Below are 20592 nucleotides of genomic sequence, written 5' to 3' on the forward strand. Positions count from 1 at the left end.
CTCTCTCTTCTCTTCTCTTCCTCTGCGTTCTCTGCGTCAAGAGCGGTTAAATCATTCCGATGCAACCGGAATTGATAGGACAACCGACAACCAACAACCAACAACTGACAACTGACAACCAACAACTGACAACTGACTATTGCAGCGGCAAAAATACCGTCATCACCTCACCCTTTTCAGGCCGTTGGCGAATTACCAACTTCCCGCCAGCAGCCCGAAATAAATTCTTAGTCACGCTCAAATTTAAACTCAAACTTCCCGTCTCCGGCTGCACCATCAACAAAGGCCCGATCGAGCGCAAAGGAGCATTCGCCTTAGCTGCAAAAGTCGATGCGCCATTACCTTCAGGTAGGTGTTCCGATTCCAACTGCAACTTTAACTGATCGCCGGCCAAAGTCACCTCCACCTGAATGCGACTCCCAGAGGGCAAAGTTCGAGTAAAATTCTCAATCAAATTAGTTAAAACCTGATCCAACATCGTCGGATCGCTGACTACCGCAGGCAACTTTTTCGGCACAATAACTTCCAAAGTATGGTTGCGCTGACGAGCCGCATTTTGCCAGCGCGGAATGCTATGAAGTAGCACTTCACCGAGGGACATTGCTGTTAGCTGCACGCCCGAATTTTTAGCTTGCGACATTTCCAATTCCACGGCGCGGAAAATTAAACCGAAGCGATCGATCTGAGCGGTACACTCAGCGTCGATCATCTCCAAACGCTTGACCACCACAGGCTCAAGTTTAGGACGTTTCAGCAACAATCGAGTCAGCGTGCGAATAGTTGCCAAAGGAGTGCGGACTTCGTGGGCGATCGCCTGTAGCAATTCCACCTCTTTAGTAGCGAGAGGAATTGGAGATTTGCAGTTGATATCTGTAGCCGATAACTTTTGATGCCTCTGGTTAAAACCGCGATCGGCTCTTTCATCCTTTACCCTGCCTGCTTCCTCTTTCCCAACAGGCAAATTGTTCAACAGCAACTGGCTGAACTGCATCACTGTTTGATAATGTGGAGCAACAGGCGAAAACTGCTCGAACAGCGCGTCTAATTTAGTAGAATTATTAGTTAATTGGCTAACTGGCAAATTGAGGCAGCCGTCAGAATTGGCAAGCAAACTGTCGCTTTCAGTCACCCTGCGCCGCAAAACTTCCCAAGCTTTGGCGACTACTTGCGGGTCGAAAGAAAAGAGAAAAGCTGGAATTCCCGCAGAATTTTCACCCAAAACCATCACCAGGCTAAAACTAGCAGTTAAAACCAAACAAAACTGCTCGTTCGCCAAGGGATCGCCACTTGCCAAAGCCAGCGCAGGCGCTGCCGCAGGCACTGATATTTCCTCATCTGCCGCTGCTGGGAGCAAAGCTAAACTTTGTCGAGCCCGAAAAGACCACAAAGCTGCATCGTTGTCTGGAATACTGGTAAAAATCCAATTGGCAAAGCCAGAAGCTAAAGCGGGGTCAGTCAAAACCGAAGACGGGCCGGACAAAACCAATCCCTCACAAGAATTGGGAATTGTCGATCGACAATTGGCTGCTAAACAATCTGTTGTTTGTCCTCGTTTTTGCCGATCGAGCATTTGATTCAAAGCGGAGATCGCCCCGTACCATTCCTGTTGGGCTTTCAGCCGGGAAGCCCCGCGGCTGGCAGGACACCTAGGGCGGTTCTTTTCTGCTGCTAACCTCGCGTCCCTGGGACTGAGGTCATTTTCTGAGCCTTCGGAGGCTAAAATTTCGCTTATTGTTGGTAGAAAGTAAGTATTCACAGTTATAAACCCACCTTCGGAGGCATGAAGGATGAAGTATTTATTTATAGGAAAGTTCAGGAGTTAGAATTCAAGCACCAGCAGGATCAAAAAATCTTGCATAATTTCTTGCGTCTTGCTCCTAACTCACAGGATATCCATATTTGTCAACCAACGACATTGGCAGAACCGTACCAATAAGTCGCAATCTCCGCGCTTGGGGCGATATTTTGGACGAACCAGCCCGATCGCCCTGACAAAAGTGCAAAATGAAGTCAGTTAAACACCGTGCTTTCCTTATGCCCACCTCGATCGCCGACTCGAAAAATCTGCTGTCAGACTTAATGGCACGCTACCGCAACCAAGTAGATTATCTGGCAATTCGGCTCGAAGAAGCCGAAGGCACCGACATCCTGCTGCGGGGCGAAAAAATTGAAACCCTCAGCGAAGGAGTCTCAATTGGCGGCCAAGTCCGAGCTTGTCACAAAGGCGGCTGGGGCTTTGCCAGTTTTAACCGACTTTCCACCCTCGCCGAAAGAATCGAAGAAGCCATCGCCGCGGCCAAACTGATCGGCGAAGAAGAAACGATTCTGGCACCAGTTGCTCCCGTACAGGACATTTGCTTGCTGCCGCTGACAGGAACAGACCCCCGTCTGGTTCCCTTAATTGAGAAAAAGCAATTGTGCGATCGCTACGCAGCCATCCTGCGCAGCATTGACCCGCGCATCGCCACCATCTCCGTGCGCTACGGCGACAGCACCCAGCGCATCATCCTCGCCACCTCCGAAGGCACCATGCTCGAACAAGGTTGGGCAGACATGGAAATGCGCTTTGCCGCCACCGCCCGCAGCGGGGAAACCGTACAAACCGGTCGCGAAACCACCGGTTCCCGCAAAGCCTACGAAGACTTAACCGATCTCGATGTTCAAGTTCGCAGCGCCGCCCAGCGCGCCGTAGATTCCCTAGCCTTACCCCCCGTCCAAGGCAACACCTACACCGTCGTCATCGACCCGATTCTGACCGGATTGTTCGTCCACGAAGCCTTCGGACACCTTTCCGAAGCCGACATGGCCTACGAAAATCCCGACATCATGGAGGTAATGACTCTCGGCCGCCAGTTCGGCCCCAAAAACTTGCAAATTTTCGACGGTGCAGCGCCAGAGGGACACCGTGGCAGCTATTTCTACGACGATGAAGGCACTCCCGCGACTACTACTCAGTTAATTAAAGACGGCGCTTTAGTCGGGCGGCTGCACTCCCGGGAAACGGCGGGCAAGTTGGGAGAAACGCCTACCGGTAACGCTCGCTGTTTGAATTATCACTATCCGCCGATCGTCCGCATGACGAATACTTGGATCGAACGGGGTGACACACCGGTTGCTGACTTATTTTCTGGTATCAAAGAAGGAGTTTATGCGCGCAATTGGCAAGGCGGCATGACTAACGGCGAAATGTTTACTTTCGGTGCTGGGGAAGCTTGGATGATCCGCGACGGAAAACTGGAAAATCCGGTGCGGGATGTTACTCTTTCGGGTAATGTTTTCCGCACTTTAGCCGATATTGAGGCGATCGGCGACGATTTCTACTGGGATGAATCCGGCGGCTGCGGCAAGGCAGGACAAAGCGGTTTGCCGGTAGGCTGCGGCGGCCCGAGTTTGCGGATTCGCGATGTCGTTGTTGGTGGCGAAGCTGCGGAAGAAGATTAAAGTTTCAAAAGTTTAAAAAATAAAGGTAAAGCGCAAGATTCCTACTCGCGCTTTACCTTTATTTTTTGAGTGCAACATTTCGCGCCTGTTTGTGGCATCTGATATCAAATCCGTTAGCATCGGAATGATATAAACGGAGGACACGGCAGTGCCGTTTCCCTACCGCGATCAATTGTAGGGACACGGCACTGCCGTGTCCTCTATATCATTCCGGTGCAGCCGGAATTGATATGATATTTTGAGGATACTTGGCAAAAAAACCGGAACAGCCAAAAATTATGTTTTGAGTCGTCAAATACCGCTAAAAAATAGGTTTTTTGGTACGCAGTACCTAAGTCCTGAATTAATGAATCGAAATCTTCAAGTTTTCTCTTCTTCTCCCAATTTTCGATTTTTCCCGTAATTACCTAATTTCCAAGAGACAATTATCGGTTTTTTCGCCTTTATCTCCCGCTTCCTCGTTCTGGCGGCGTATCTTTATCGTTATCGTAAAAGGTCTGAGTGTCGGCTAGAGCGGTTAAAATGTCTGGAGCAGAGTTGTCTTGAGCAAAAAAGGTCGATCGAGTTTCAAAGCTTTGAGCCTTAACTGCGGTGCCGCTCAGTAACAGGCTTGACATCAGGATAGAAGAGTAAACGCGCATCATAAAGTTCGGTGTTTGTAGTTTCCACTTCTTGATACGCACCCTGTAGCCTGCTATCAGGGTAAAAAATTGAGATTTTTGCAAAATGACCGATCGGTAATTGATGCGATCGGCAATTTTGGAATATTTCCTAACTGAGGGGTTTTACCCCCCATTTGAGTAACCAGTAACTTGTAGGTTCAAGTCACCCGCCAGCAGGTAGCAGGTAAGATTAAACATCTTTAATCCTGAAAAATATTCAAAAAAGTGGGACGATTATCGTAATTTGTAAATTTTTTTTAAGTCTTCAGATTAACTTCATAATTTGTTCCTATTGCAACAAATTATGATTGGCGAATATCTCTTAGGTTGGGTTTCGTTTTCGCTCAACCCAACAGTCCCATTGAATTATTTAAGACTCGACAATCGCATTTACCTGCACAAACAGCGAGTCGAGGGTTGACGAGTTATCCAAAACAAAATCAGCTTTTTGACACTTTTGAGCTAGCGGCAACTGAGTGTTAATACGGGCCTGAGCTCGATCGCAACTCAAGCCGTCTCGCTGCATCAGCCGTTCTAACTGCACTTGGGGCGAACAGTACACCACCCAAATTTCTGTACACAAGTCAGTCATGTTAGCTTCAAACAGCAGCGGCACTACCAAAACCACAGTCAATGTGTTTTGCGTGTCCAAACTCGATGCAGCAATCCAGCTTTGAGTTGCCTCAACTAAGCGGCGGCGCACATAAGGGTGAATCTGTTGTTCCAACCACTGCCGTTCGGCTGCGTTACAAAAAATAATATTTCCCAACTCGAACCGATTTAAAGTGCCGTCGGGGAGCAAAATAAGGGCTCCGTATCGTTCTACAATAGAGTCGAGTATTGGCGAACCGGGGTGCACCGCTTCGCGGGCGTAAATATCGGCATCTAAAATCGGAAATCCACAGGCATCTGCCAGATAATTAGATATAGCGGTTTTACCGGTGGCGATGCCCCCAGTTAAACCGATCAGACGCACAATTCGATCGCTCATAATTTTCTTTGTTTAAACGGAACTGTGTTTCGACACTTGCTGTCAGTCTTTGCTATGTTGGTGACACAATCAAAATTAGACTTAAAATTTGAAATTTGCGAGCGAGAACTAGCGTTAGGAAGTGTCAGCATTGGGGTGCGATCGACTCTTTTTTACCTAAAATCTCAATTTTAAACTCGAATCAAGGTCTAGATCGAGGCAAACTTATGAATGCTCAACGTGCTGTGCGATCGATTCTGGCAGCAATTCCCATTGCCGGATTTTGGATATTAGATTTTTCCCCCAACCTGGTTTTCCTCAAAGAAAACAGCAGCGGATGGGTGATATTGTCAATTTATCCCCAATCTCAAATTGCTGCGGCACAATCTATTGTTCCAGCCCCAGACGGCACCGGAACCGCCGTCAACCCAGGGCCCCGCACGGGGCCGCCCTCTCGCTACGACATTAAAGGCGGCACTCCCTCGGGAGACGGAGCAAATCTGTTCCACAGTTTTACTCGGTTCAATCTGAATTCTGGCGAAACTGCCAATTTCATCTCCAACCCAAGCATTAAAAATATCCTCGGCCGCGTTGTCGGCGGCGACGCTTCCTTAATTAACGGTCTAATTCAAGTTAGCGGCGGCAATTCTAACTTGTTCCTCATGAACCCCGCAGGGATTATTTTCGGAACGAATGCCCGACTCGACGTGTCCGGGTCTTTTTTTGCTACCACCGCTACCGGTATCGGTTTTGACAGCGGCTGGTTTAACGGTACTGGGGCGAACGACTACGCGGCTTTAGTCGGAGGGCCGAATGCTTTTGCTTTTGGCGCACAGTCCGGGAGTATTGTCAATGCCGGTAACTTGGCTGTCGGAACTGGGCAAAATTTGACTTTGATGGGCGGCACGGTTATCAGTACGGGGCAACTTTCAGCCCCTGGCGGTCAGATTACTGTGGCCGCTGTCCCAGGCGAAAATCTGGTGCGGTTGAGTCAAAACGGACTTTTGCTGAATTTAGAAGTTTCTCCGGCTGCGGGAGTGTCGGGCTCGGAAGCTGTTCCCTTCTCTCCCCAGAGTTTGCCTCGGCTGCTCTCGGGGCCAGGCGTTGCTAACGCTACGGGTATAACTGCGAACGATCGCGGTGAAGTCGTGCTGACGGGCGGTATCACAGTGCCGGTAGGTGCTGGAACTGCGCTGGTATCGGGTGATGCGGACGTGTCTGCCAGGGGGGGCGCGGGAGGAAGCGTCAACGTGTTGGGCGACAAGGTAGGGCTGTTTGGAGCGAAGATTGAGGCTTCGGGGCCCGACGGCGGCGGAACGGTGCGGATCGGGGGAGATTACCGAGGCGAGGGAAGTGTGCCGAATGCAACAATGACTTACGTGGATGGCAAAAGCTCGATCGCCGCCAACGCAACTAACGCAGGTAACGGCGGCAGAGTTTTTGTCTGGGCTGACAACACAACAGCTTTTTTGGGCAGCATCAGCGCAAATGGCGTTTCTGCAACGGGAACCGCAGGTGTGGGCGGGTTTGTGGAAATTTCGGGCAAGCAAAGATTGATTTTTAACGGTACTGTCGATACCTCCGGGACAAACGGTTTGGGGACTTTGCTGCTAGATCCAGAGAACATTTTAATTACAGATTCCCCAGAAGGTGCCGGCGAGGCGGCAATTATTGCTAACAATAATATTTTGGCAACAGGAACGCCACCAGGACAGCCAAACAATTCTGAGCCTTCGCTGACTATTTCGGCTAGAGCTTTGGAAAGTATGTCGGCTACGTCAAATGTGGTTCTGGAAGCGCTCAACGATATTACAATTGCTGATTTGGCGGACAATCAGTTGAGCTTTCAAGCAACTACTGGAGCGGTAACATTGAGAGCAGATGCCGATCGCAGCGGCGCGGGTGTTTTTTCAATGAATTCTGGAGATACAATTAGCACGGCTGGCGGTGCGATCGCCATTTCGGGAAATCAAATTACTGCGGGCAATTTGTCAAGCAACGGCGGAAATGTCATTTTAACGAGTCAGGGTTCGACCGTTGCCAACAATATTTCTTCATCGAATCCTAGCACCGGCAGCAGCGGAAATATTTTGCTTGAAGGCCTGAACGTAACGGCCCAAAAACTTGATGCCAGCGGCCCGGAAGCGACGGGAAATGTAACTTTGACAGCTCAGAATGTTCTGGGAGTGAGCTTCGTCGCCCTTGGTTCGGGAAACATTACTTTGACTGGTAATGAAATTAATTTCAAAGGCAACAAAAATTCAGTCAGCGGCACTGGCTTTTTGGTACTGCAACCTTGGAACCCCGGTCAAAATATTGCGATAGGCGGTTCTGGAGATGTTGGCACTAATATTTATTTGAATCTCACGGCAAACGACCTCGGAAGTTTGCAAAATGGGTTTGCTGGAATTACGATCGGCCGCAGCAACGGTACCGGTTCGATTCTGATTGCCAACGATTTTACCTTTTATGACCCGCTAATTATTCAATCGCCGGCGGGTTTGGGAACAATCACTACCACAAGTTCCCTGACTCTTGCCGACAATGCCTCAATTACTCTCAAAGGTGACGGCAATATCCGCACCGGAAATATCACTACCAACAATCAAGAAATTCGCATCGCCAGTACAGCGGGCAATGTCACAACAGGTCAGCTACGTACTGGAACTGCCCTCAGCATCAACACTTCTGTCAATTCTTCCAAAGTGGCACGCTCGGAGGCGGGAGATGTTAGCGTTACCGCAGAGGGTACGGTGAGTGCAGGGGCGATCGACACGAGGGGCGATCGCGCGGGCAACGTGACGCTGACTGGCCGCGGCGGGGTTATTGCCGGCTCGATCCAAGCTGGCGGCTCGCAAACGGGGGGAAATATTACCCTGACGGGTAACGAAATTGACTTGACGGGCGGCAATAATTCGATCGCCAGCAACGGCAATCTGGTGCTGCAACCGACAGATGCGGCTCGCAATATTACTGTTGCCGGTGCTGCTGAGACAGAGGCTTTGGATTTGACTGCTGCGGAATTGAACTCGCTGCGGAACGGCTTTGGTTCGATCGCGATCGGGCGCGCTGACGGCAGCGGGCTGATAACTATTGCTGGGGCAACAACAGCGCCCAATTCAACGCCCAATTCAACGCCAGTCCCGGCGGTGACATTTCAAGACTCGACGACGATTCGATCGCCCAATGGCCTCGGCGCGATCGTGGCAACGGGTGCGATCGTCGGAACTGATAACGCCACAATCGCTCTGATGGGCGGTACTGTAGCCGTCGGAGACGTTACCTCGAATGCGGGGATTAACATCATTAGCAGTCAAGGCAACGTGACTGCTGGTACGGTTTCATCTCGATCGGCTTCCGGGGCGGCGGGCGATATCAACATCCGCAGCGCCGGTTCGGTAGAAGCGGGCAACATCGATGCTTTCGGTTCCAAAAGCGGGGGAGATATCTCGATTGCGGCGCCAGGCCCGATCGTTACAGGGGTGATCAACTCGAGTTCGCAATCGGGAACTGCCGGTTCGAGCAAGATTACCGGGCAGAAAGATGTTGAAGTTGTTTCGATCAAAGCTCGCGGCAATACGGGCGGCGATGTGGCAATCGAGGCTGGGGGAGCGTTTCGGGCTGCGGGAACAGGAACGGCTGCCTCTAGCGCCAGCGTCAGCATTTCTACAGAGGGGCTGGTTCGATCGGGTTCGCAGACGCTGCTGCAAAGCACTTGCTCGTCGGGAACCTGCACGGCGGCGACTGTTGGGACGGGAAACTCAAAGTCGAACACTGCCACCTCCTCAACTTCTACCGGGCCACTGCTGAGCGTGCCGACTGCGGTACCAACTACCAACAGCGTGGAACTGAAAACTACAGGCAGTTCTCAACAAATTGTGACTCCGGTCAGTCTCGCCTCCTCCGCGTCTGCGCCGCATGGCAGTACCGCAAATGTCTCGTCAGAACCTGCTGCTGCGTCTGTTGAGGCGGGGTCGAACGAGACTGTGGCCGGCTCGGTACTGCTGTCGCAGTCGGTGTTCAAAGACAATCAGGGTGCGCCTGTGGGGACAGAAAACGGCAGCGCTGCTGCAACGGCACAGAAGCCGGCGAGTGCGGTAACAGCAGAAAGTATCGGGAATGCGAGGGTTCCTGAGATTTCTCGATCGAGTTCGATCGGGCAAATAAATCCGATCGACGCAGTGCAGCAAAGGGATAGAGTTCAGGGCCGGGAATTTGAACGTTACTTTGGCGGCAATCTCACTGAAAAGTCAGTCACCCAGCAAAGTATTCGAGATACTCTCAGCAGCGTCAATCGCTTGACGGGAGTTAAACCCGCGATCGTTTACGTGTGGGCGAAAGAGAAACATTTAGAACTTGTGTTGTTATTGCCAGACGGCAAAAGTGTTTTTAAAAGCGTGCCTGCTAGCCGCGAGACAGTGCTGCAAGTTGCTAAAGAATTCACTAATGCTGTGAGAACTCCCAGGAGATTGACTGGTTCTGATTACCAGGAACCAGCAAAACAACTTTACGAGTGGTTAATTGCACCGCTGCAACCGGAATTGGATGCTAACAAGATTGACACCTTGGTGTTTTCGATGGATGCCGGTTTGCGAACTTTGCCTTTGGCTGCTCTTTACGACGGCAAGCAGTTTTTGGTAGAAAAGTACAGTTTGGGGCTGATTCCGAGTTTGAGTTTAACTGATACTCGCTATGCCGGTGTTAAGGGTTCTGAAGTTTTGGCGATGGGTGCGTCGAATTTTCCTGCCAAATACGATCAAAATCCTTTGCCTGCGGTGCCGCTGGAAATATCGACAATTGTGGGCAAGATTTGGCCGGGTTCGTCTTTTCTCAATGAAGCTTTTACTTTGGCAAATTTGAAGGAGAAGCGCAATCAATCGCAATACAAAATTATTCATTTAGCTACTCACGGCGATTTTCAGCCAGGGGGCGCGGAAAATTCTTACATTCAGTTTTGGGATACTAAGTTGCGGTTGAATCAGTTGGATCAGTTGAAGTTATCTAACCCGCAGGTGGAGTTGTTGGTTTTGAGTGCGTGTACTACGGCGGTGGGAGACGAACAAGCTGAGTTGGGGTTTGCGGGGTTGGCGGTGCACGCGGGGGTAAAATCGGCTTTGGCGAGTTTGTGGTATGTCAGCGATGTCGGTACTTTGGGGCTGATGACTGAGTTTTACCAGCAGTTGCGCACGGCGCCGATTAAGGCTGAGGCTTTGCGGCAAGCGCAGTTGGCGATGCTGCGGGGAGAAGTGCGGTTGCAAGACGGTTATTTGGTGCGATCGGGCAACAATCAAGCTCTGCCTTTGCCGTCGGAGTTGGCCGCCAGGGGCGATCGAAATTTGTCGCATCCTTATTATTGGGCTGCTTTTACAATGATCGGTTCGCCTTGGTAATTCTGAAGGAAGTTCGGCAACGGATTCGCTTTCTTCGGATGTAATATCAATTCCGTTAGCATCGGAATGATATAAACGGAGGACACGGCAGTGCCGTCTCCCTACCGCGATCAATTGTAGGGACACGGCACTGCCGTGTCCTCTATATCATTCCGGTGCAGCCGGAATTGATATAACGGATGGAAGTCCGATGGAAGTCGGAAGAAGGAAAAGGGCGATCGGGGCGATCGCCCAAACTCACTAATGACTAATGACTCATGACTCATTGCTAGCTGCTATTTGACTCAAGCGTTTGAGGATTCGGAGTACATCATAAAGTTCGTTACCGGGGTTCCGGGTGAGATACCCCTTAGATGTGCTATATCGAGGTGATTCTCCTTTCACTAATTTAACAAAAATGAAACTGCCACCTGTAGCAATCATGCCGTAACTAGGTTTGTCGGGATTGGGATTTGCTAGCATATAAGCTAAGATTTGCGCCAGTCCCGCTTCGATCGAAAACGAAACTCGTTTCGATTCTATTACCATCAGCCACAAGTGCTCTTTTAAAACTAAAGTGTCGATGCTGCCTTTGATGATAACGCCTTCATCTTCTTCGGAAATTTCAACTGATTTTTCCGGCTTAATATAAAATGGATGCAGGTAAAATTCTCCGGTGAACAGCAGCGGAGAGACGATCGACAAACTGATGGTTTTTTCCAGCATCGGCGGATACTCCAACAAGTTGAAGTAACCCGCTTTAATCTGATCTAGCTGGCGTTTCTGAAAGTCGGTGATTTCTGGCAACTCGTCTTGCCATTCTCTGAAGAATTGGTCGTCTGTGACAAGTTGCAGGTCGAAAAGTGTTTTTAATTCTTCTAATGTGACATTTTTAGCTTGAATTGTTTGAACCATAACTAAGTCCGGCTAATCTTATGTATAATTACGATTATAGCAAATTCAGATATTATTGCTGTCATAGGATGCAGAAATTTCTGTCAATAAAATGCCTAAAATTTTGGGGATATTCTGCAAGTAATATTCAATAAAATCGATGCTAAGAACTTGTTTTTCTAACTTCAGGAATTTCCAAATGTTGCCGGATGTCACAACCCCGTAAATCGTGGGAATATTATTTCCTTCTTGTTCGTTAAATAATTGGGCTGCTACCATTTCTGCTGCACACTGTCCCAAACCGCTGTTAATATTTTCCTTCTTGGCTTCGACTAGCGTCACAACAGGCGATCGAATAAACAAGAGTTCAGAGTCTTGGCTGATTAAAAAATCACAAGTTCCATTCAATCCCAACTCAGGTGCAACATTAAAGTCAGTTCCTGAAAATAAACTGATTCTATCTTGCAATTGCCTCCTCAGTTCTAGCAAAATTGGAGCAATAATTAATTCCGAGCGCGCTTTTTCTGTGTTGATAGCTAGGGCTAAAGGTACGTTGTATTCGAGGGTTTGTATCAAGATTTCGCTGCATTGAGCGACCGCAGAGTTGGCAAATAAGTTAATTTTTTCTGATGTCGTTAGGTTAAAAGTTTTCACCACTCTGTCTAGGCTAAATTCGCTGTAAGACATAGTTTAATATATTTGGGGAATTGGTAATTGGCGGTAGCTACTCAGCAGCCTAGTGCTTTTCCAAAATTAAAAACAATTGACAGCAGTTAAATCAATTCCAGATTTTTTGCAAATTGAGCACAAATCCCGGCAAAACATCTTCTCCCGAAATGGTTTGAGGAGATGGCAAAATTTCCACATCTCTGCCGGGACGGTAAATTTCAACTTCCGGTTTTTTGCGGTTAATCAGCCAACCTAAACGGCAGCCGTTTTCGATGTATTCTTGCATTTTTTCCTGGGTTTTTTTCAAACTGTCGGTGGGGGAGACTAATTCAATGACAAAATCGGGACAAAGCGGGATGAATTTTTCTCTTTGTTCGGGCGTCAAAGCATCCCAGCGATATTTTTCTACCCAAGAAGCATCGGGAGAGCGATCGGCTTTATTGGGAAGGGTAAATCCTGTGGAGGAATCAAACACTTCGCCGAGTTCGGTTTGTTCGTTCCACACATCCAATTGTGTAGTCAATTTGACATTGCGTTTCCCTGTTTCTCCTCCGGTCGGCGGCATGGCGATTAATTCTCCGTTGGCGCTGCGTTCTAATTTTAAATCGGGGTTTTCTTCGCACAGTTGGTAAAACTGTTGGGAAGTTAGTTTAATTATGGAGTTGAGATTTAAGGTTATAGCAGTCATAGCATTTTATTGAAATTTAAAAACAATTGATAACTCAAATTAATTCCAAATTTTTTGCAAATTTAGAACAAATCCCGGCAAAACATTTTCCCCAGAAAGGGTGAGAGGAGATTGTAAAAATTCCACATCTTGACCGGGGCGATAAATTTCAACTTCCCGTTTTTTGCGGTTAATCAGCCAACCCAAACGGCAGCCATTTTCCCTATATTCTTGCATTTTTTCCTGAGTTTTTTTCAAGCTGTCCGTCGGGGAAAGAATTTCTACAGCAAAGTCGGGACAAAGCGGGATGAATTTTTCTCTTTGTTGAGTTGTCAAAGCTTCCCAGCGCGATTTCTCTACCCAAGACGCATCGGGAGAGCGATCGGCCCCATTTGGCAGAGTAAATCCTGTGGAGGAATCAAAGGCTTCACCGAGTCCGGTTTGTTCGTTCCAAAGTCCAATCTGTAAGTTGAATTTTGAGTTGCTTTTTCCCGTTTCTCCTCCGGTTGGCGGCATGACAATTAATTCTCCGTTGGCGCTGCGTTCTAGTTTCAATTCAGGGTTTTCTTCGCACAGTAGATAAAACTGTTCGGAAGTTAGTTTGATAAGGGAATTGAGGTTTAAGGTGATAGCAGTCATTGTTATTTACCTGCTGTTTGTATTAAGTTGATTAAGAATTAAAAATGTATAATCCCATTTTTAATTCTTAATTATTAACTTCTAATTCTACTGCAATTGTTTGATTCTGCTGAGCGCGTCTTGATAGGCGCTGGTTCTTCCGCCTTGCTTGTAAAGTTCTGCAGCTTTCTGAAAGTCGGCAATTGCTTTCGGTTTGTCTTGGTTGTCCAGGTAAGCTAAAGCTCGGTTGTAGTAAGCGTCGGCAAAACCGGGATTGGCTGCGATCGCCCGCGTGTATGCTTCAATAGCAGTGGAACCGCGTGTAGATTCGAGTGGGGGCAAGCCGGCGGTGATGAAAGTGCGGGCATTACCGATATTGAAATACAATTCAGGGGTATATTTGGGCTTGAAAGCGAGTGCTCTGTTGAAATCCGCGATCGCCTCCCAAGCATCTCCTCGATCTAACAGTGAAAGTCCTCGAAAATAATAGGCTTGGGCGTCTTGCGGATTGGCGGTGGATACCGGGCCGCTGGTTGGGGGAGTATTGTCTACTTTCAACTCGGATTTGTTTATTCCCGCCGCCACTAGCTTTGCGATAAATGTATTGATTGGAACTGCTGCGTTAAATCCGGTTTTAATCGGGGCGACTTCCCCGGAACTGGTTTGAGCAAAACCGAATTCGCCTTGTCCGTGCAAACCGATGACTCGGCCTTCGGAGTCAAAAACTGGGCCGCCACTCATGCCGCTCCAAGTTACGGCTTGATACCGCAAAGTGTAACCTTCCGGGCGGTTGCGCGGGCGGCTGGTAACGAGTCCGGGAGAGAGTTCTGGTTCTCGTTCGGCGCCGAAAAGTCCGCCGGTAGCGGGATAGCCGTAAACGAAGATTTGAGTGCCGATGACGGCTAAATCGGAATCTGCGATCGTCGCGACTGGATATTCTTCGGGACTTTCAAATTTGACTACGGCTAAATCCGGATCTGTTGTGGCTGTTTGCAAGCGGGTGACTGCAGTTGCTTGATAGTTTTTGCCTATAGACGTGCGAACGGTGTATTTCACGTCTGCTTTTTCTACGACGTGATTGACTGTTAAAACTGTGTAAGTTTTGCCTTTTTTGGCAATAATTACGCCAGAACCGTCTCCGAGGGAACTGTTAATTTGTACTGTCAGCGGCCCGGCAATGCTGGCGACTTCTTGGGGGGTTTTGGCGATCGCGGGCTGGCTGATGACTATGGTTAAAGCTGCGGTAGTTCCTGCTAGCAGGGTGGTTAAGGTGTCGTAACGAGAAAAATTTATATTCATGGCTATTGGTAATTTGTAGTTGGGTAGCGGGAATTAGGGGGAGAAAGGGCGATCGGCGGTTTGTGCTTTTTTTTGTTTTTAGTTTTATTGGTGATTTGACGCTTGATGCGATCGGCTTTGTTCTTTAGTGATAATTTTACTCGCTTTTTTGTTCCTCGATTCCCGGCACCGGACACGGCAATGCCGTTTCCCTACAGATATTACTAATCTCAACCTAGGGTGCGCCGACGCGCACCTTAATTTATCTCAACGTAGGCTGCCCAACTTACTTATTAAAACTCAATAATACATAACTCGAACTGGCTACTGAGTTCTTCCTTAGTGATACTTCCCCGTGCGACTCGCATCACTAGATCGTATGCTCGATCGTCCGTCAGATTCAAATAGAAGCCATTCAAACGCAAAAAGGTATCCGTCACCGCAAATGCCGATCGCTTGTTACCGTCAATAAACGGATGATTCATCGCTATGTGATACAGATAAGCAGCAGCTTGCGCGGCAATTGTCGGATGCAAATATTCACCGCCAAAAGTTGCTTGCGGTTGAGCCAAAGCCGACTCTAACAAACCTTCGTCTCTGACACCGGGAGTGCCGCCAAATCTCTCTATCTGTCTGGCGTGAATGCTGAGAACCGTACTTTTGGTGATAAAATTAGGAGTTGGCAAGGCGACGGTAAACCTCCTTTCTATCGCGTTCTGAATCTAGATATGCTTGCCATGCTTTGGCTTCTAGTTTTTGTTGTTCTTCTTCAGTCTTTAAGGAACGAAGAAATTCAAGCAATTTCAGCAGCACAGGTTCTGGTACTTGGTCTAGTTCTTGAAGAAGCTGTTCTTTTGCCGTCATATTTTTTTCTGCTTATCTTACAACCAGTTTACAACTTATCTCCCCTTCTTAGTCTCGCGTTGCGCGGACTTTGTTTTTGTAGCTGCGGTTTCAACCGCCGAGTGATTTTTGAGTGTCCCCGTAAATGGCGCGGTTTCAACCGCCGGGTGATTTTTGATATTCTGCAACCCATTCGACGATCGCCTCAGTCAATCCATCTAAGGTATATTCCTTAGCTTCCACATCTAACTTACCCAACAAATTATAGCAACTCTTAGAAGTTTCCGGCCCGATGGAAGCGATGCAAACATTTTTTAGCCAATCCTGATATCGCGACAATTCCGGACTTTGTTCTATGAGCTTGCAAAAATTTTGTACGGTTTTGGAACTGGCAAATGTTATGATATTTACGGCTTGATTTTCGAGTGCGGCTAGGGCGATCGGAGCGATAGTTTCGGGACAGCAAGATTGGTAAGCTGGCACTTCTATTACTTGCGCTCCTTTGGCGGTGAATTCTTTGACTAAAACTTCTCTACCGCCGCTTTCTACTCTGGGAAATAGAATCTTGCAGTTTTGCAAGTTGTCGGGGAAGTTTTCGACTAGGGAATCGGCGACAAAGTTGGGGGGAATAAAATCGGGTTGTAGAGAGTGCGATCGCAGACTTTCTGCTGTTTTTTTCCCGACAACTGCGATTTTAATACCAAACAAGCTGCGGGCGTCTTTGCCCTTTGCTTGCAATCGTTGAAAAAAGCAGTCTACAGCGTTGTGGGAAGTTAGAATTAACCAGTGAAAGCTTGACAATTGTGCGATCGCGCTGTCTAATGGTTCCCAAGTGGACGGCGGCCCAATTACCAAGGCGGGCATTTCGATAACGCGGGCTCCTTGTTGCTGGAGTCGATCGCTAAATTCAGCAGACTGAGAAACCGATCGCGTGACTAAAATGGTTTTTCCTGCTAGCGGCAATTGGCTGTGGTTAGCGGTGACTGGTGTATCCATCATATTTGTGCTTTCTGACCCAATTAAATATTCGCGCAATCTGACTACTTCCCCAATTATTATCACGCAAGGCGACAGAGATTGACCTGCTGTTTGCTGTACGATGTTGGAGAGAGTGCCGAGCCAAATTTGCTGTTCGGGGCGGCCGCAATCTCGGATAATTGCGATCGGAGTTTCGGGCGATCGTCCGTGCTTTTGCAATTGCCAGATAATCTCGCTTAAATTGCGTCCTCCCATCAATATTACCAAAGTTTCTATCTGCACTAATGCTTCCCATTCCAGAGCATCCGGTTCGTGGGCGCTCATCACTGCAAAACAGCGGCTCATTACCGGATCTGTCAGGGGAATTCCTGCTAGTAAAGGTGCGGCTAATGCTGATGAAATTCCGGGTATTACTTCAAACTCGCAGCCCGCTGCGATCAATGCTTGAATTTCGGAACTGGAGCGACCAAAAATAAACGGATCGCCACTTTTAAGGCGGATTACTTGTTTGCCACCGTGACAGTGTTCTACTAGCAAAAGGTTGATTTCTTGCTGTTGAGTCGATGGTTTGCCGCCGCGTTTGCCGACTTCTATTTTCCGACAACTTGCTGGGATTAATTCGAGTTGGGGGATGTCGATGAGAGCGTCGTAGATTAAGACTTCGGCTTGGGATAGCAGTTTTTGCGATCGCACTGTCATCAAGTCACAATCTCCGGGCCCCGCACCGACTAGATAAACTTTCCCTGTTGTTTTTTTCATAATTACTCCTCGATCGTCTCGATAGTATAGTTTTATGAATATTGCGGTGCTTCGGCGCACCCTACCCTACCCTATAATTTAATCAGACTTTTCAAGCAACCTGTAGGGGCCGGTTCACCCTTCCCCTCAACGGTGCAAACAGGTTAAATAAACGCGCCTCCACCCAACGAGATGCACCCGTTACTATTTATGCAGATTATCATCATCACGGCCGCCGATGCAAATTACTTTGAACTGGTGCGAGGCACTATTTTATCGGTGCGAGAAAAACCAGAGGGGGCTAATGTGGCGATCGGCTTTTTCGATCTCGGCTGCACTCGCGAACAGTTGCAGTGGCTGGAAACACAAGTTAATATCATTCAAAAGCCCGATTGGGACTTTGACTTTCCTGGCAGAAATGAAGCTCCCGAACATTTAAAAGGGCTATTAGTTAGACCTTGTTTGCGAAAATACTTTCCCAATTTTGATATATACCTTTGGATAGATGCAGATGCTTGGGTTCAAGATTGGAGAGCCATTGATTTGTTTGTTGAAGGAGCATCCCGCCGGGGACTGGCAATTGTTCCCGAAGTTCACAGAGCAAGCTTGCAGCAGTACGGACAACTTCCTCATTTTTGGCAGTGGGTTTATAAAAAATACGAAGCTAACTTTGGTGAAGAAGTCGCCAATCAATTATACAGTTATCCGGTATTAAATGCCGGAGTTTTCGCCCTCCGAAAAGATGCTTTGCACTGGCAAATATGGGCTGAAAAACTCAATCAAGGATTGCAAAAATCGGGCTGTGTCATGACAGATCAATTTGCCCTAAACCTAGCTGTTTACAGTGGGGAATTGTTCAATCTCACTGAAATGCTACCAGCTTGGTGCAATTGGATATTCAACGGTTTTCCGGTTTGGGACAAGCAGCGAGGCTGTTTTGTGGAGCCGTACTTGCCGCAGGAGGCGATCGGTATTTTGCATTTAGCTGGACGCCAGCAGTTTGACCGAGTAAAATTGATGGCAACTGACGGCGACATACTGGAAATCAGCGTCCGTTACCAACCTAAAAAACAGGAAGCAGTACAAATATTTCCAGAACCCAAAATGACTTACCAACAACCTGAAATTAGCAAAAATAATTTATTACATCCAGGGGATTATATCTCGCCAGGGTTCCAAATAATTATACCTGACTCCTATTTCCCCAATATGATTATTGCCGATCCAAATACGAGTAACTGGCCTTATTTGCGCCGGGAAGTTCCGCATAATTGGTATGCAGATAAGCGCTATCCATTCATCGGGTTTTTGAATCGCGACGAAGCCCACATCCTTTACAATACAGCCCTGCAATTCAAAGGTAAAAAAGCATTAGAAATAGGTTGCTGGCTGGGTTGGTCAGCCTGTCATTTAGCGCTCGCCGGAGTTGAGTTAGATGTCGTCGATCCGCTGTTAGAAAGAGAAGATATCAGACAAAGTGTAATCGATTCAATTCAAGGTGCTCTAAATGCGTCGGGCGTTCAAACATCAGTCGAGCTAATACCCGGCTACAGCCCTCAAAGAGTAGAAGAATTTGCCACTCAATTCAACCGCAAATGGTCGTTAATTTTTATTGACGGAGAACACGGAGGATCGGGGCCGTTAAATGACGCAATTGTTTGTGAAAAATTTGCCGAGGCAGATGCGATAATTTTATTTCACGATTTAGTTGCTCCTGATGTTGCTAAAGGTTTAGATTACTTGAAAGAAAGGGGATGGAATACAGTAATTTATCAAACAATGCAAATTATGGGTGCTGCTTGGCGGGGAAATGTCGAGCCTGTAAAACATCACCCCGACCCCGATATTTCCTGGCAGTTGCCAGCACATTTGCAAGGTTATGATGTTAGCAGCAATTCTCAAACAGCCAGCCAAGCCAATCAAAACCAACAGTCATCTTATACAAAAAATTTTTACGAATTAATAGGAGAAGGCACTCGCACTTCTGCTAAAGAGATTGTTCCTTTATTGTTAGAATTGATGCAGCCTGCTGTACCTCAAAGCGTTGTTGATGTAGGCTGCGGTACGGGAAGTTGGTTAGCTGCTTTTCAAAGGTTGGGAATTGCGGACTGTTTGGGAATAGATGGCGATTATGTCGATCGCACTCTTTTACAAATTCCTTTAAATCAGTTCCAATCCGCCGATTTAAAGCAACCGCTGCAAATAAACAGAAAGTTTGACTTAGCAATTTCCCTAGAAGTTGCGGAAAATTTGCCGGCTACCTGTGCCGAAAACTTTGTTAATTCTCTCACTCAACTAGCACCGGTGATTCTGTTTTCGGCTGCGATACCATTTCAAGGAGGCGTCGAACACGTTAACGAACAGTGGCCAGAATATTGGGTTTATTACTTTCAGAAAAAGGGCTATGCAGTTATTGACTGCTTGAGAAAAAAAATATGGAACAATGACAAAGTAGAGCCTTGGTACGCTCAGAATATCTTGATTTTTGTTAAACAAGAATACTTGCCGGGATATCCGAGGTTAGTAAATGAGTATCAAAATACCGATTTAAATCTATTAGCGATTGTTCATCCAAAGATTTATTTTTACGGCTTACAAGCGGCTCGAAATTTAGCCCAAAAATTACAGTCAGAAAACGTCAAAAAAGTGGCAGCACCGCAGTTGGAAGAGCGGCCTTTAATATCTGTGATTATTCCCTGCTACAATCAATCTCATTTTTTGTCGCAAGCAGTAACTAGCGTTATCAATCAAACTTACAAAAATTGGGAAATAATCATTGTCAATGATGGCAGCTTAGATACTACTAGCACAGCAGCCAAAAATTTGATAGCAGCAAATCCCCAGCATCAAATTAGGCTAATAGAACAAGCTAATCAAGGGATATCAATGGCTAGAAATACTGGCATATCCGCAGCAAACGGCGAATACATAATGCCCTTAGATGCCGATGATATCTTAGCTCCAAATGCCTTGATTTGTCTTTTAGAAATATGTTTAAAATTCAAAGTACCTTGCATAGCATTTGGTTCTTATCAACTTTTTGGCGGCAATGAAAATCACACAATACCCAGTTATGATTTATATTCACCAAAAAAGATCAAACAATCTAATATGATTTGCACGTCTTCATTGTATCACAAATCAGTTTGGAATTTGGTCAATGGTTATAAAGCAGAGATGAAAGAAGGTTATGAGGATTGGGAATTTTGGGTTAATTGTCACAAACATAGCATTCCTTTTTTGGGAACGAGAGAAATAGTTCTTAATTATCGTCACGTTCATGGTTCTAGGAATGAAACTGCTCAAAGTTACCATCATAAATTGGTAGCACAAATTGTTTCTTACAATCCAGAACTATACGATATTGAAAGTGTAAACAGTGCTAACAAACTATTGGAATCAATCGCAAATTAATCTTTTTTATAAGGACTAAAGTCTTTACTACTAACAATTTTCCGAAAGTTT

The 20592-nt window shown here is 47.2% G+C and carries 15 protein-coding genes; 3 read left to right on the forward strand and 12 right to left on the reverse strand.

Annotation, left to right across the window (positions count from 1 at the left end):
• Positions 1 to 136 precede the first annotated feature (136 nt).
• On the reverse strand, positions 137 to 1756 hold the full coding sequence (locus tag QUA02_RS01990) for a sensor histidine kinase (protein WP_333024886.1): 1620 nt from the start codon (positions 1754 to 1756) through the stop codon (positions 137 to 139).
• A gap of 278 nt (positions 1757 to 2034) precedes the next feature.
• Between QUA02_RS01990 and QUA02_RS01995 the strand changes: the two genes are divergently transcribed.
• The gene (locus tag QUA02_RS01995; protein ID WP_333025099.1) at positions 2035 to 3441 is read left to right on the forward strand and encodes a TldD/PmbA family protein; all 1407 of its coding nucleotides are present in this window, start codon (positions 2035 to 2037) and stop codon (positions 3439 to 3441) included.
• A gap of 443 nt (positions 3442 to 3884) precedes the next feature.
• On the opposite strand, the gene patX is transcribed toward QUA02_RS01995, so the two are convergent.
• Complete coding sequence (gene patX, locus QUA02_RS02000; protein ID WP_333024887.1) at positions 3885 to 4085, reverse strand: heterocyst-inhibiting protein PatX; 201 nt, start codon at positions 4083 to 4085, stop codon at positions 3885 to 3887.
• Positions 4086 to 4473: 388 nt separating this feature from the next.
• Complete coding sequence (gene coaE / locus QUA02_RS02005; RefSeq protein WP_333024888.1) at positions 4474 to 5094, reverse strand: dephospho-CoA kinase; 621 nt, start codon at positions 5092 to 5094, stop codon at positions 4474 to 4476.
• Positions 5095 to 5300: 206 nt separating this feature from the next.
• On the opposite strand from coaE, the gene QUA02_RS02010 reads away from it, so the two are divergent.
• Positions 5301 to 10463 carry a CHAT domain-containing protein gene (locus tag QUA02_RS02010; RefSeq protein WP_333024890.1) on the forward strand — a complete coding sequence of 1721 codons (5163 nt, stop codon included), beginning with the start codon at positions 5301 to 5303 and terminating at the stop codon, positions 10461 to 10463.
• A 110-nt stretch (positions 10464 to 10573) separates the two neighbouring features.
• On the opposite strand, the gene QUA02_RS02015 is transcribed toward QUA02_RS02010, so the two are convergent.
• The 9 genes from QUA02_RS02015 to cobA all read right to left on the reverse strand — a co-directional run bounded on the left by QUA02_RS02015 (position 10574) and on the right by cobA (position 17148).
• On the reverse strand, positions 10574 to 10729 hold the full coding sequence (locus tag QUA02_RS02015; protein WP_333024892.1) for a hypothetical protein: 156 nt from the start codon (positions 10727 to 10729) through the stop codon (positions 10574 to 10576).
• Complete coding sequence (locus QUA02_RS02020; protein WP_333024894.1) at positions 10719 to 11357, reverse strand: restriction endonuclease subunit R; 639 nt, start codon at positions 11355 to 11357, stop codon at positions 10719 to 10721. The genes QUA02_RS02015 and QUA02_RS02020 overlap by 11 nt, the downstream gene beginning before the upstream one ends.
• Positions 11358 to 11402: 45 nt before the next feature.
• Positions 11403 to 12023, reverse strand: coding sequence for a hypothetical protein (locus tag QUA02_RS02025; protein WP_333024897.1), 621 nt, complete (start codon positions 12021 to 12023; stop codon positions 11403 to 11405).
• Positions 12024 to 12114: 91 nt separating this feature from the next.
• Positions 12115 to 12693, reverse strand: a complete 579-nt coding sequence (locus QUA02_RS02030; RefSeq protein WP_333024899.1) for a Uma2 family endonuclease — start codon at positions 12691 to 12693, stop codon at positions 12115 to 12117.
• Between the two features lie 39 nt (positions 12694 to 12732).
• Positions 12733 to 13311, reverse strand: coding sequence for a Uma2 family endonuclease (locus QUA02_RS02035; RefSeq protein ID WP_333024902.1), 579 nt, complete (start codon positions 13309 to 13311; stop codon positions 12733 to 12735).
• An 87-nt stretch (positions 13312 to 13398) separates the two neighbouring features.
• Positions 13399 to 14589, reverse strand: coding sequence for a trypsin-like peptidase domain-containing protein (locus tag QUA02_RS02040; protein WP_333024904.1), 1191 nt, complete (start codon positions 14587 to 14589; stop codon positions 13399 to 13401).
• Positions 14590 to 14861: 272 nt separating this feature from the next.
• Complete coding sequence (locus QUA02_RS02045; protein ID WP_333024906.1) at positions 14862 to 15254, reverse strand: type II toxin-antitoxin system death-on-curing family toxin; 393 nt, start codon at positions 15252 to 15254, stop codon at positions 14862 to 14864.
• Positions 15241 to 15432 carry a DUF2281 domain-containing protein gene (locus QUA02_RS02050; protein ID WP_333024908.1) on the reverse strand — a complete coding sequence of 64 codons (192 nt, stop codon included), beginning with the start codon at positions 15430 to 15432 and terminating at the stop codon, positions 15241 to 15243. The genes QUA02_RS02045 and QUA02_RS02050 overlap by 14 nt, the downstream gene beginning before the upstream one ends.
• A 135-nt stretch (positions 15433 to 15567) precedes the next feature.
• On the reverse strand, positions 15568 to 17148 hold the full coding sequence (gene cobA / locus QUA02_RS02055; protein WP_333024909.1) for a uroporphyrinogen-III C-methyltransferase: 1581 nt from the start codon (positions 17146 to 17148) through the stop codon (positions 15568 to 15570).
• Between the two features lie 189 nt (positions 17149 to 17337).
• Here cobA and QUA02_RS02060 point away from each other — a divergent pair, with 189 nt between their 5' ends.
• Positions 17338 to 20541 (forward strand): glycosyltransferase, encoded by a 3204-nt coding sequence (locus tag QUA02_RS02060; protein ID WP_333024911.1) that lies wholly within the window; start codon positions 17338 to 17340, stop codon positions 20539 to 20541.
• Positions 20542 to 20592 lie beyond the last annotated feature (51 nt).

Source organism: Microcoleus pseudofavosus SVA1_A4 (assembly GCF_036700565.1).
Taxonomy (GTDB): Bacteria; Cyanobacteriota; Cyanobacteriia; order Cyanobacteriales; family Microcoleaceae; genus Microcoleus.

Coding starts and splice junctions, on each gene's coding strand:
- cobA (WP_333024909.1), bottom strand. CDS start 17,148: ATGAAAAAAACAACAGGGAAAGTTTATCTAGTCGGTGCGGGGCCCGGA.
- QUA02_RS02060 (WP_333024911.1), top strand. CDS start 17,338: ATGCAGATTATCATCATCACGGCCGCCGATGCAAATTACTTTGAACTG.
- QUA02_RS02040 (WP_333024904.1), bottom strand. CDS start 14,589: ATGAATATAAATTTTTCTCGTTACGACACCTTAACCACCCTGCTAGCA.
- coaE (WP_333024888.1), bottom strand. CDS start 5,094: ATGAGCGATCGAATTGTGCGTCTGATCGGTTTAACTGGGGGCATCGCC.
- QUA02_RS02050 (WP_333024908.1), bottom strand. CDS start 15,432: ATGACGGCAAAAGAACAGCTTCTTCAAGAACTAGACCAAGTACCAGAA.
- QUA02_RS02010 (WP_333024890.1), top strand. CDS start 5,301: ATGAATGCTCAACGTGCTGTGCGATCGATTCTGGCAGCAATTCCCATT.
- QUA02_RS01995 (WP_333025099.1), top strand. CDS start 2,035: ATGCCCACCTCGATCGCCGACTCGAAAAATCTGCTGTCAGACTTAATG.
- QUA02_RS02015 (WP_333024892.1), bottom strand. CDS start 10,729: ATGAGTCATGAGTCATTAGTCATTAGTGAGTTTGGGCGATCGCCCCGA.
- patX (WP_333024887.1), bottom strand. CDS start 4,085: ATGATGCGCGTTTACTCTTCTATCCTGATGTCAAGCCTGTTACTGAGC.
- QUA02_RS02025 (WP_333024897.1), bottom strand. CDS start 12,023: ATGTCTTACAGCGAATTTAGCCTAGACAGAGTGGTGAAAACTTTTAAC.
- QUA02_RS02035 (WP_333024902.1), bottom strand. CDS start 13,311: ATGACTGCTATCACCTTAAACCTCAATTCCCTTATCAAACTAACTTCC.
- QUA02_RS02030 (WP_333024899.1), bottom strand. CDS start 12,693: ATGACTGCTATAACCTTAAATCTCAACTCCATAATTAAACTAACTTCC.
- QUA02_RS02020 (WP_333024894.1), bottom strand. CDS start 11,357: ATGGTTCAAACAATTCAAGCTAAAAATGTCACATTAGAAGAATTAAAA.